Source organism: Microbulbifer sp. JSM ZJ756 (genome assembly GCF_044383805.1).
Taxonomy (GTDB): domain Bacteria; phylum Pseudomonadota; class Gammaproteobacteria; order Pseudomonadales; family Cellvibrionaceae; genus Microbulbifer; species Microbulbifer zhoushanensis.
On record NZ_JBISER010000003.1, the window covers coordinates 370697 to 382405 of the forward strand.

At 65.6% G+C, this 11709-nt stretch carries 14 protein-coding genes; 8 read left to right on the plus strand and 6 right to left on the minus strand.

What is annotated here, in order from left to right; all coding sequences use genetic code 11:
* Window positions 1–27: 27 nt before the first annotated feature.
* Window positions 28–1239, minus strand: a complete 1212-nt coding sequence (gene coaBC, locus ACH6CX_RS07875; RefSeq protein WP_237062142.1) for a bifunctional phosphopantothenoylcysteine decarboxylase/phosphopantothenate--cysteine ligase CoaBC — start codon at window positions 1237–1239, stop codon at window positions 28–30.
* Window positions 1240–1359: 120 nt separating this feature from the next.
* Between coaBC and radC the strand changes: the two genes are divergently transcribed.
* The 7 genes from radC (at window position 1360) to ACH6CX_RS07910 (ending at window position 6424) form a co-directional block, all read left to right on the plus strand.
* A complete protein-coding gene (radC, locus tag ACH6CX_RS07880; RefSeq protein ID WP_232940207.1) occupies window positions 1360–2034 on the plus strand; it encodes a DNA repair protein RadC in 675 nt (224 codons plus the stop codon).
* A 276-nt stretch (window positions 2035–2310) separates the two neighbouring features.
* Entirely contained in the window at window positions 2311–2547 is a 237-nt protein-coding gene (gene rpmB / locus ACH6CX_RS07885) for a 50S ribosomal protein L28 (protein WP_091513718.1), read from the plus strand.
* 34 nt (window positions 2548–2581) lie between these two features.
* Window positions 2582–2737: a 50S ribosomal protein L33 gene (gene rpmG / locus ACH6CX_RS07890; protein ID WP_020413983.1), complete on the plus strand. Its 156-nt coding sequence runs from the start codon at window positions 2582–2584 to the stop codon at window positions 2735–2737.
* Window positions 2738–2891: 154 nt separating this feature from the next.
* Window positions 2892–3707: a bifunctional DNA-formamidopyrimidine glycosylase/DNA-(apurinic or apyrimidinic site) lyase gene (gene mutM / locus ACH6CX_RS07895; RefSeq protein WP_232940206.1), complete on the plus strand. Its 816-nt coding sequence runs from the start codon at window positions 2892–2894 to the stop codon at window positions 3705–3707.
* Between the two features lie 70 nt (window positions 3708–3777).
* Window positions 3778–3936 (plus strand): DUF5993 family protein, encoded by a 159-nt coding sequence (locus tag ACH6CX_RS07900; protein WP_232940205.1) that lies wholly within the window; start codon window positions 3778–3780, stop codon window positions 3934–3936.
* Between the two features lie 7 nt (window positions 3937–3943).
* Window positions 3944–4504 (plus strand): disulfide bond formation protein B, encoded by a 561-nt coding sequence (locus tag ACH6CX_RS07905; RefSeq protein WP_232940204.1) that lies wholly within the window; start codon window positions 3944–3946, stop codon window positions 4502–4504.
* A gap of 120 nt (window positions 4505–4624) precedes the next feature.
* Window positions 4625–6424 (plus strand): amidohydrolase, encoded by a 1800-nt coding sequence (locus ACH6CX_RS07910; RefSeq protein WP_237062140.1) that lies wholly within the window; start codon window positions 4625–4627, stop codon window positions 6422–6424.
* Between the two features lie 21 nt (window positions 6425–6445).
* Here ACH6CX_RS07910 and sugE read toward each other — a convergent pair whose 3' ends face one another.
* The 5 genes from sugE to rsmD form a co-directional block, all read right to left on the minus strand.
* Window positions 6446–6772 carry a quaternary ammonium compound efflux SMR transporter SugE gene (gene sugE / locus ACH6CX_RS07915; protein ID WP_232940201.1) on the minus strand — a complete coding sequence of 109 codons (327 nt, stop codon included), beginning with the start codon at window positions 6770–6772 and terminating at the stop codon, window positions 6446–6448.
* Window positions 6773–6794: 22 nt separating this feature from the next.
* A complete protein-coding gene (locus tag ACH6CX_RS07920; RefSeq protein WP_232940199.1) occupies window positions 6795–7196 on the minus strand; it encodes a DoxX family membrane protein in 402 nt (133 codons plus the stop codon).
* Between the two features lie 52 nt (window positions 7197–7248).
* On the minus strand, window positions 7249–9021 hold the full coding sequence (gene ggt / locus ACH6CX_RS07925) for a gamma-glutamyltransferase (protein ID WP_237062138.1): 1773 nt from the start codon (window positions 9019–9021) through the stop codon (window positions 7249–7251).
* A 161-nt stretch (window positions 9022–9182) separates the two neighbouring features.
* Window positions 9183–9662 (minus strand): pantetheine-phosphate adenylyltransferase, encoded by a 480-nt coding sequence (gene coaD / locus ACH6CX_RS07930; RefSeq protein ID WP_255701105.1) that lies wholly within the window; start codon window positions 9660–9662, stop codon window positions 9183–9185.
* Window positions 9663–9815: 153 nt separating this feature from the next.
* Window positions 9816–10394 (minus strand): 16S rRNA (guanine(966)-N(2))-methyltransferase RsmD, encoded by a 579-nt coding sequence (gene rsmD, locus ACH6CX_RS07935; RefSeq protein ID WP_237062136.1) that lies wholly within the window; start codon window positions 10392–10394, stop codon window positions 9816–9818.
* Window positions 10395–10475: 81 nt separating this feature from the next.
* On the opposite strand from rsmD, the gene ftsY reads away from it, so the two are divergent.
* Window positions 10476–11690, plus strand: a complete 1215-nt coding sequence (ftsY, locus tag ACH6CX_RS07940; RefSeq protein WP_237062134.1) for a signal recognition particle-docking protein FtsY — start codon at window positions 10476–10478, stop codon at window positions 11688–11690.
* Window positions 11691–11709 lie beyond the last annotated feature (19 nt).

Here is an 11709-nt window from a genome sequence, read left to right on the forward strand (position 1 = left end):
CCTGTCTTGTTACTGTTGTTGTGTCGTTCAGGCCGGGAAGGCGCGGGCCGCGATAATCCCGATCAACTGGTCGGCCAGCTGTGTCTTGAGGGCGGACGGCAGCCGGGTGGCACCGTCGCTGTCGATGACGGTTACCGCATTGCGGTCGCTGTTGAAGCCGCTGTCGGCTGCACTGACATCATTGGCAATGATCAGGTCGAGTTTCTTGCGCTGTAGCTTGCCCCGCGCGTGTTCTTCAACTTTCTCGGTCTCTGCCGCAAACCCGACGGTGAACGGGCGCTGGCTGGTGCGTGCGGCAATAGCGGCGACGATATCGGGATTCTTCACCAGGGCCAGGCTGTCGGTGTCGCTGTTGTCCTTTTTCTTGATTTTCTGGCCGGCCACTTCCGCCGGGCGGAAGTCCGCCACTGCGGCCGCGCCGATAAAGAGGTCGCACAGGTCGGCGGCGCGCTCGGCGGCCTCGTGCATCTCCTCTGCGCTCACCACATCGATGCGTTTCACCCCGGCCGGGGTGGGCTGGGATACCGGGCCGGCAATCAGCGTAACCTGGGCCCCCGCCCGCTGTGCCGCGGCGGCCAGGGCAAAGCCCATCTTGCCGGAGCTGTGGTTGCTGAGGAAGCGCACCGGGTCGAGTGCCTCGCGGGTGGGCCCGGCGGTAATCGCCACGCGCTTGCCGGAGAGGGACTGGGCCGGGGCAAACAGTTTTTCCACTTCCTCCGCCAGGGCGAGGGGCTCCAGCATGCGTCCCGGGCCTACATCACCACAGGCCTGGCTGCCGGCATCCGGTCCCAGCAGCGTTGCGCCGCGCTGGCTCAGGGTGGCCGCATTGGCGGCGGTGGCCGGGTGGCGCCACATGGCCTGGTTCATGGCCGGCGCCAGCGCCAGTGGTGCCTCGGTAGCCAGGCACAGGGTGGTGAGCAGGTCATCCGCCATGCCGGCGGCCAGGCGCGCCATGATATTGGCGCTGGCCGGGGCAACCAGCACCAGCTGGGCCCACTTGGCCAGCTCGATATGTCCCATGGCCGCCTCGGCCGCGGGGTCGAGCAGGTCGGTATGGACCGGGTTACCCGACAGGGCCTGGAAGGTCAGTGGCTGCACGAATTCACGGGCCCCGGCGGTCATCACGACGCGCACGTCGGCCCCCCGTTCTAGCAGGCGGCGTACCAGGTCGGCGCTCTTGTAGGCGGCGATACCGCCGCCTACACCCAGGAGGATGCGTTTGTGGGCCAGGGAGGACATAGTTCGGTTCCCGAAATTGCAGGAGCGGGTAAGATTAGCATTTATGCGCCGCGCGGGATAAGCGTGGCGGGCTCCCCGGCGGCGGCCGGGGACAATGAACGGGTCTCAGGGAGGGACAACATGGCGATCAGTGACTGGCCCGCGGCGGAGCGCCCGCGGGAAAAACTGCTGCAGCGCGGGGCTGCGGCGCTCTCGGATGCGGAGCTGCTGGCAATATTCCTGCGCACCGGTGCCGCCGGCGTTTCCGCGGTGGACCTGGCGCGGCAGCTGCTGGTGGATTTCGGCGGCCTGCGCCCGCTGCTGGAGGCGCCGCAGTCCGAGTTCTGCCGCGGCCGCGGCCTGGGCGATGCCAAGTACACCCAGCTGCAGGCGGTGCTGGAGATGGCCCGCCGCCACCTGGCGGAGGACCTCCAGCGCCGCGACGTCATGGACAGTCCCGGGGCCGTGCGCCAGTACCTCGCGGCGCAGCTGCGCCACCGCCGCCGGGAGGTCTTCTGCTGCCTGTTCCTGGACACCCAGCATCGGGTGATCGGCTTCGAGGAGCTGTTTCACGGCACCCTCAATGCGGCCAGTGTCTATCCGCGCGAGGTGGTGCAGGCGGCGCTGCACCGCGGGGCCGCCGCGGTGATCCTGGCACACAATCACCCCTCGGGCATCACTGAGCCCAGCCAGGCGGATATCTGGATCACCGAGCGCCTGGTGCAGGCGCTGGGGCTGGTGGATATCAAGGTGCTGGACCATATGATCGTGGGGGATGGCGACGCACTGTCCTTCGCCGAGCGTGGCCTGCTGTAGCCCTGCCGGCAGCCCGGGGCAGTGACCCGCGGGATTAGGGGGGCGGCGGCCCTGGCGCAAGGGATGCAAAGAGTGACGGGAGAAAACCGCCCGGTCGCAGTCAAAACTGGTTAAAACTTGTCTCCCCCCAGCTGTTCTGGTATAAAACGCCGCTCTTTGCGGCCGGGCCAGATTCTGAACAGTTTCCGCCGCCGCCCAGGAACCGGATTAGAATCCCGAATTACAGTCCCCGCACCTCCTGTCATGCGGGCACGAGAGTTTTGAAGAGGCCAACAGATGTCCAAGGTATGTCAGGTAACCGGTAAGCGCCCGGTCACCGGTAACAACGTATCCCACGCTAAAAACCGCACCAAGCGTCGCTTTGTGCCCAACCTGCACAGCCACCGTTTCTGGGTTGAATCCGAGAAGCGTTTCGTGAAGCTGCGTGTCTCCTCCAAAGGCATGCGCGTGATCGACAAGAAAGGTATCGATACCGTGCTGAGCGAGCTGCGTGCCCGCGGCGAAAAAGTGTAACTGACGGCCCAGCCAAGAAATCGGAGACAGAACAATGCGTGAGAAGATCCGCCTGAATTCCAGCGCCGGTACTGGTCACTTCTATACCACTACCAAGAACAAGCGCAACATGCCGGAAAAAATGGAGATCAAAAAGTACGATCCCGTTGTCCGCAAGCACGTGATGTATAAGGAAGGCAAGATCAAGTAATTGGTCCCGCCTTGCGAGAAACCCGGCATTGCCGGGTTTTTTTATGCCTGCCGGATAGCCCGGGAGCCCGCCGGGTGGCAACCCGCAGCAGCACCCGGCGCCGCCAGGCGTGTAGAATTCCAAACCAGCCCCTGCCAGCAGAAAGACGACACCTGTGCCCGAGCTTCCCGAAGTCGAAACCACCCGTCGCGGCCTTGCCCCCCACCTCGAGGGACATATCGTGCGCTCGGCCACCGTGCGCCAGCGCAGCCTGCGCTGGCCGGTGGAGCCGGATTTCGAGCGCCGCATTGCCGGCGCGCGGATCCTGCGCCTGGAGCGCCGTGCCAAGTACCTGCTGGTGCATACCGACCGTGGCTGTGCCATCTGGCACCTGGGCATGTCCGGCAGCCTGCGGCTGGTAAAACCGGGCGCCGAAGTGCGCAAGCACGACCACGTGGACTGGGTGCTGGACTCCGGCCTGTGCCTGCGCTTTCACGACCCGCGCCGCTTCGGGGCCCTGTTGTGGACAGATTCGGACCCGGCCGCCCACGACCTGCTTTCCCACCTGGGCCCGGAACCGCTGGCGGACGAGTTCTGTGGTGATTATCTCTACCGCATGTCGCGCGGACGCCGGCAGGCAGTAAAGACATTCATCATGGACGGGCGCGTGGTGGTGGGTGTGGGGAATATCTACGCCAGTGAGTCCCTGTTCATGGCCGGTATCCGCCCGGACCGCGCCGCCGGCACCATTTCCCGCGCGCGCTATGAGCGGCTCGCGGATGCCATCAAGCGGGTACTGGCGCGCTCGATCCAGCAGGGCGGCACCACCCTGCGGGACTTTATCGGCGGCGATGGCGAGCCCGGCTATTTTGCCCAGCAGCTCAACGTCTATGGCCGTGCGGGCAAGCGCTGCCGCCAGTGCGGCGGGCCGGTCCGGGATATGGTGCTGGGCCAGCGCAGCACATTTTTCTGTCGCCGCTGCCAGCGCTGAGTCACTGGCGCTGGGGAACCGCATAAAGCGGGACTAAAATTGCGCCCGTATACGCTGCGGGAGTCCGCTTATGGTCATGATGCTGCCGTTTGTCACCGTGCTGTTGTCGGCCTGGTTTGCCTGGCGGGGAAGCCGTGCGGGCGCAGTCGGCTGGTGGCTGGCGACCCTGGCGATCTTTGTCGCCTGGTGCTTCTACCATATGACTTCCCACCTCGATATCAGCCTCTAGGGCGGTGATGCCATTGGTCACCCGCCTCGGTCGCTGTGCCACCTGTCTGGATGCGCTGGGGCTGCTGGCACTGGCCGGGGTGCTCTGGTTTGCCTTTGCCTGGCAACTGCTGCTGCACGAACTGCCCTGCCCCCTGTGCCTGCTGCAGCGCGCCGCCTTTGCCATGGCCGGTGTCGGCCTGCTGCTGAATCTCCGCTTTGGTGTGCGGCCGCTGCACTACGGGATCGCGGTCCTGTCATCGCTGGCCGGGCTGGTGGCATCGGGGCGCCAGGTGCTCTTGCATATCGCCCCGGGAAACCCGGGGTTCGGTTCGCCCTTTATGGGCCTGCACTTCTACACCTGGGCGCTGATCACCTTCTTTGCTTTGCTGGCCTACTGTGGCGTGATGCTGCTCACCGACCGGGTCGATGACCGGCCACAACCCCGGCCCCTGGGATTCCTGGCGCGGCTGGCGGTGCTGGCCTTCCTGGCGATCCTGGCGGTGAATGCGCTTTCCACCACCCTGGAGTGCGGACTCGGGCCCTGCCCGGACAATCCCACCGATTACCTCTGGTTGCGGTGGCTTTAGCGCCGGCCACGGGCCGGAGGTGATTTCCTATACTCAAGCCGGAACCCGCGGATGACGGGCGCGCTGTAACGCGTCGCTGCAGGCGGGCTGGCCACCGGTTCAGGCGAGGGAGCGCAGCGAATGAGATGGGTCTGGATAGTCGGCGCAATGCTACTGTCGCTGGCAGCGTGCGGGCCCCAGGCGCCGCCAGCGGGAAAGCAGCCGCCGCCAGCCGGTGACAGCGGCAAATCCCGCGGGGATATCCCCGACCAGAAAGTGCTGCCGGCCGCCGAGCTGGTTTTCCGCAACGGTTATATCTACACCGTCGACAGCAATCGCCGCATTGCCCAGGCACTGGCGGTGCGCGAAGGCCGCATCGTATTCGTGGGCAGTGACGACGGCGCGCAGCCGTTTATCGGTCCCCACACCCAGGTAGAAAACCTCGACGGCAAGCTGGTGCTGCCGGGCTTTGTCGATGCGCACATGCATGTCAGCGGCGGCGGCCAGGTGGGCCTGTACGACGGCAGCAGTGTGGCCGACTACCAGCAGGCGGTGGCGGACTATATCGAGGCCAACCCGGAACAGCAGGTGATCGTCGGTCGCGGCTGGGACCGGCTGGTGTTCGCCGACGGGCCCCCGCACAAGGCGCAGCTCGACCACGTCAACGACCTGATTCCCATCGTTCTCTACTCCAGCGATCTGCACAGTATCTGGGCGAACTCCGAGGCGGTGGCCGCCGCGGGTATCGGCAACGACACGCCGGATCCGGCGGGCGGGGTGATCGAGCGGGACGAGACCGGCCTGGTGACCGGAATACTGCGCGGGCGCAGCGCCATGGCGCTGGTGGAGAAAATCATCCCGGTGAAAACCGAGGCCGACTATCGCGCCGAGATCCGCGAGGTCCAGGACGCCGCCGCCCGCCGGGGTATCACCACCCTGCACGATGCCTATATCCGGCCCACAGAGGATGCCTCCAAGCTGGATGCCTACCAGAAAATGGCGGCGCTGAAGAAACTCACTGTGCGCGTGCGCGGCTCCTTCGTGGTGGGCCCCGGTGCCGGCCAGAAGGAGGTTCGCTTCCTGAAAACACTGTCGGAGAAATACCGGGACGAGGAATTCCAGGTGCACTCGGTCAAGCTGTTCGCCGATGGCTCCATCGCCGGGGAAAGGGCGCTGCTGAAAAAACCCTATGCCCACCGTCCGGACTATGAAGTAGAGAGCAGGCTGGGGCAGCAGAACCTAAACCAGCTGGCCAAGCTTGCCAATGCGGCGGGCCTGCAGGTAATGATCAGGGCGGTGGGTGATGCGGCGGTGGAAATGGGCCTCACTGCCTTCGGTCACTCCCGTGCAATCAATGGTCCCGCGGATATGCGCAACGGTATGGTAGGCCTGATGCTGGTCGACCCGGTGGATATCCCCCGCTTTGCCGAAACCGGGACTATCGCGGTAATGCTGCCGATGCGCTTTGACCGCAGCGGCCATTACCGGTCACTGGACCTGCCCCGGCTCGGTGAGTCGCGGGCTGCCGCGCAGTACCCGGTGAAAAAGCTGTTCGATGCCGGGGTCACGGTCGCCTCAGGCAGCGACTACCCGGCAACCCCCCGGGGTGGTCCGCTGGCCGCCATCCAGGCGGGCGTGATGCGGGGACCGGATCCGGGTGGCGACAGCGATGCCGCGGCACAGGACCTGGATGCCGCGGCTCCGGTGCCGGAGGACCAGGGCGTGTCACTGGAACGCATGCTGCTGTCGTTCACCATCAACGGTGCCATCGCCAACCGCCTGGAGGAGCAGACCGGGAGCCTGGAAACCGGCAAGTGGGCGGATCTGATCGTGCTGGACCGGAACCTGTTCCAGATTCCCCCGGCGGAGATCGGGTCGGCCCGGGTACTGGAGACCTATTATCGCGGGCGGCTGGTGTACGAGGCCGGGGATGGGGAATGAAGCCGGGGGCGGGGAAGGCTTTCAGGCCGGGGATGTCAGCCTGAGGCCGGCAATCCCCGCCACAATCAGCCCGATACAGAATAACCGCGGCAGCGCGGTGGATTCCGCAAACAGCACAATCCCCAGGATCGCGGTGCCCACCGCACCGATGCCGGTCCATACGGCGTAGCCGGTACCCACCGGGATCACCTTCAGTGCCTGGGCGAGGAAATAAAAGCTCGCCACCATCGTCACCACGGTCAACACACTGGGCAGTGGCCGGGTGAACCCGTCACTGTACTTGAGGCCGATCGCCCAGCCCACTTCCAGCAGGCCGGCGACCAGCAGCAACATCCACGGACTGTTCATGCCCAGCCTGTCTCCTCTGGCCTCAGCGCCGTCCGGGCGCCAGTCGGTCCTCGTCGCGGAAGGCCCACAGCACCAGGCAGCCGGCAAACACGATCAGCGATGGGTAAAAGAGCACATTGGTGCCCTCCAGGTACCAGCCCCACGGATCCACCACCGAGCGCCAGACTCCCAACAGGGTGATGCCGTTGACGATGGCCTGGGCGGGATAGGTATAGCGCTGCCACAGGCCCGTGATCACCGCGGCGCCCAGCAGTAGTTGCAGCACACCGAACATCTTCCACAGTAGTGGTGCGCTGACCACGCCCAGGTAAAAACGGTCGGACACGGCGATCGCGTGCTCCACATTCACCAGCTTGTCGACGCCCCAGATGACCAGCAACAGGCCGAGGCTGATTCGCAGGAGTAGTAAAGAAAAGGCGCGCATGGAAGGATCCCCTGGGTAAGTTGTTGACCGGCGCCCTACTGGACAGCCGGCGCTATTTGCCGACCGCACTACCCTCGCGGCGTGGGTCGGCGCCACCGTGGAGCTTGCCGTCGATCAGTGCAATCCCGTGGATACCACTGTTCAGGTTGCGCTCCACCACCTTGTGTCCCAGCTGTTCCAGTTTTCTTACAGTCTCCGCGGGGAAAAAGCCCGACTCCAGTTCCACCCGGTACCCGATCGCGCCGATATTGCCCGCGGCTATGGCGTCGGCAATGGGCATCCCCAGGCCCAGGTGATAGAGAATGGTCCGCGCAGTGTAGTCAATAATGCGCGAGCCGCCCGGGGAGCCCACCAGCAGTCGCAGGCTGCCGTCCCGGTTGAATACGACGGTCGGTGACATGGAGGAGCGCGGTCGCTTGCCCGGCTGCACGCGGTTGGCCACCAGTTCGCCATCGGCGCGCTCGGGGGTAAAGGAAAAGTCGGTCAGCTGGTTGTTGAGCAGGAAACCGCGGACCAGCAGGCGCGAGCCAAAGCCGGTCTCGATACTGGTGGTCATGCTTACGCCATTGCCGTAGCGGTCCACGATCGACAGGTGGCTGGTATTGGGTTTTTCCGGGGAATCTGCCGGCTGGCGCTTGGCATCGAAGGGCCTGGGCTTGCCCGGCACGGCAGTGGTGGCCTCCTCGCCCGAGATCAGTTTTGCCCGCCGCACCAGGTACTCCGGGGCCACCATCGCACGCGTGGGCACGGCGACAAAATCCGGATCGGCGGAATAGGTATTGCGGTCGGCAAATGCCAGTTCCGAGGCCTCCGCAAACAGGTGGGTCAGTTCGGCGCTGCCGGGCTCGAACTCGGTCAGCGGGAACTGGCCGACCATGCCCAGGATGGCGCCCACGGTGGTGCCACCGGAGGACGGTGCGCTGGCACCGCAGACGCGGTAGAGCAGGAATTCGCTGCATACCGGTTCGCGCACTTTCGCCTGGTAGCCGGCCATATCCTCGCGGGTCATCACGCCCGGGTTGACCGGGTCGTTGCGCACCGCATCGACGATGGCCGCAGCGATATCCCCCCGGTAAAACGCATCGGCGCCCTGCTCCGCCAGCTGCCGGAGGGTGCGGGCATAGTCGGGGTTTTTTAGTAGCGTGCCCACTGCCAGCGGCTTGCCGTCATCGGTAAAGAAATAGCTGGCGATGGCCGGGCGCGCATCCACCTGCGGCAGGCGGTCGAGCAGCTGGTGCAGGCGCGGTGAAACCTCAAAGCCCTGCTCTGCCAGCTCGATGGCCGGGACGAACAGTTCCGCCCAGGGCAGTTTGCCGTCGCGCTGGTGAGCCAGTTCCAGCATCCGCATCACGCCGGGTACGCCCACCGAGTAGCCGCCGATGACCGCCTTGAGAAAATCCCGCGGCTCGCCGTCGTGCATGAAATACTGTTCATCGACCGCCGCCGGAGCGGTTTCGCGGCCATCGTAATAATGCAGGGATTTGTCGTCGGCGCGGTAGCTCAGCATAAAGGCGCCGCCGCCGATACCCGAGGACTGGGGCTCTACCAGGCCCAGCACCAGCTGCGCGGCGATGGCCGCGTCCACCGCGGTGCCGCCGCGGGCCAGGATGCCGGCGGCGGCCTCACTGGCATGGGGGTTGGCGGTAACCGCCATGAATTCCGATGCGCTGGCCGCCTTGACCTCACTGCGGCCGGTGGCCACCTCGGGCTGGATTTCCTCGCTGCGCTCGGCGGCGCCGGGGCCGGGCTTTTCAGGGTCGGCAAGCAGCAGGCCGGCAGAGATGACTCCGGCAGAGATCAGGGATGCGAGAACCAGTTTGCGCACGTTCGACTCCGGTCTGGGAAAACTCGCCGGAGTTTAACAGCTAACCGGGTGCGCAACAGTAAGGGGGGCGAGGTGCGGTCGGGAATATGCGGCAGGGGCGCCGTGAAGGCGCCGGAACCCCGGTGCCGCCACCGGGTAGCGGGCGGCTCCGGGGCGGGAACTCAGCGGTTGAATTTTTCCTGCAGCGCTTCCTCGACCGCCGGCGGCACGAACTTGGTGACGTCGCCGCCGAGGGAGGCGATTTCCCGCACCAGTGAAGAGGAAATGTAGGAGAGGTGCTCCGCCGGGGTCAGGAACAGGCTTTCCATGTTCGGCGCCAGTTGCCGGTTCATATTGGCCAGCTGGAATTCGTATTCGAAGTCGGAAACCGCGCGCAGGCCACGCAGCACGCCGTAGGCATCTACCTGTCGCACCAGGTCGGCGAGCAGGATATCGAAGCCGATGACTTCCACGTTGGGCAGGTGGCGCAGGACCTGCTGGGCCAGCTCTACCCGCTCATCCAGGGTGAATAGTGGGTTCTTGCGGGAGCTGGAAGCCACGGCCACGATCACGTGGTCGAACAGGCGGCAGGCGCGCTCCACCAGGTCCATATGACCGTTGGTGATGGGGTCGAACGTTCCGGGGTAGACGACTTTTTTCATGAGCAGGGTTTCGCAGGTTATCGCTGGACGCCGATGTCTTGGCCGCTGGCATGCCCGCCCTCCCGGTCCCGGAAAGGACTGATGGAGGGGCAATGCGGCCCGGCGGGGACGCGCATGTTAAACAATTTGTGCGCGACCCTCAAAAAACACGGTTCAGGCGGCACTGAGCAGGCGCATGCAAACCTGGCCCGCACGTTTCTCCTTCTCCACCTGCCAGTGCCCAGGCAACGGCAGCGCTGTGTCCCGGGGTGTCTCCACATAAACCAGGGCGCGCGGCGCCAACCGGTCGTGCAGGGCGGCCAGGGCGGGCTGCCACAGGTCGGCGGTGAAGGGCGGGTCGAGGAAGACGATATCGTAGGCGCTGGCATCGCCGGCCAGGAAATCCAGCGCACTCTGGTGGTGCACCCGGCCCCGGTCGGTGCCGAGCAGCTGCAGCTGGGCGCGCAGGGTGTCGGCCGCCCTCCGGTTCAGTTCCACAAATTCCACACTTGCCGCGCCGCGGGAGAGCGCCTCGAGTCCCAGCGCCCCGGAGCCCGCAAACAGGTCCAGGCAGCGGGCGCCCGGCAGCCGGAACTGCAGCCAGTTGAACAGTGTCTCGCGCAGCCGGTCACCGGTGGGGCGCAGGCCCTCTACCGGGGCGAACTGCAGCCGGCGCCCGCGCCACTCACCTCCGATGATACGGAGCTGCGACAGGGGTTGCGGGGAGGCTTTGCGCGGGCGATTTCTGGGCAAGGTGGTTTCCTGGCTGTGTGGGGCATCGAGCGGTGCTAAGATTAGCGCCTTTCCAACACCGTGGTACAGCCGGATACGAGCATGATCTTTGACTTCCTGCGCAAGAAAAAGCCGAAGCCCGAGGAACAGGCGGAGGAGAAACCCGCCGAGCAGCCGGGCGAAACCTCCGGGGAAGACGAGGCCCGCGAAGGGCAGGCTGCACCCACAGCACCGGATTCCCCCGCTGAGCCGGTCCACGAGGAGCCGGCAGGCGAGGCCGCACCGGCTCCGGAGCTGGCAGAGCCGGCCCCCCCCGAGCCAGCCCCCGCCCCTGAACCGGCCCCCGCGCCCGACAAGGCACAGGCCCCGTCCGGCGCAAAAGAGGAAAAAGTGGGGTTCTTTGCCCGCATCCGTCGCGGACTCAGTCGCACCAGCAACCAGTTTGCCGAGGGCATGGGCAACCTGTTCCTGGGTGCCAAGGAGATCGACGACGAGTTGCTCGAAGAGCTGGAAACCCAGCTGCTGATGGCCGATGTCGGGATGGATGCGACCACCGAAATTGTCGACCGCCTCACTGCCCGGGTCTCCCGGCGCGAGCTGAATGACGGCGAGGCGCTCTACCGGGCGCTGCAGGAGGAACTGGCCGGGCTGCTGGACAGTGTCGAGGCGCCACTGGCCATCGACACCGCCAAAAAGCCATTCGTGATCCTGGTAGTGGGCGTCAATGGCGTGGGCAAGACCACCACCATCGGCAAGCTGGCGCATCGGTACCTGGGCGAGGGCAAATCGGTGATGCTGGCTGCCGGCGATACCTTCCGTGCCGCCGCGGTGGAACAGCTCCAGGTCTGGGGTGAACGCCACGGCGTGCCGGTAGTGGCCCAACACACCGGCGCCGACAGTGCCTCGGTCATCTATGACGCCGTGCAGTCGGCCCAGTCCCGCGGCGTGGACGTGGTGATTGCCGATACCGCCGGGCGCCTGCATACCAAGTCCAACCTGATGGAAGAGCTGAGCAAGGTCCGCCGGGTGATGGGCAAGCTGGACCAGACCGCGCCCCACGAGGTGCTGCTGGTACTGGATGCCGGTACCGGCCAGAACGCCCTCAGCCAGGCCGAGCAGTTTCGCAATTCCGCCGGTGTCACCGGCATGGTGCTGACAAAACTGGACGGTACCGCCAAAGGCGGTGTGATCTTTGCACTGGCGCAGCGCTTCGGTATTCCGGTACGCTTCATCGGTGTCGGCGAGCAGGCTGAAGACCTGCAGCCATTCCGCGCGAAAGACTTTGTCGCCGCGCTGTTTCGCCGGGACGAAAACTGATTTCCCGTTTGTAGGAGCG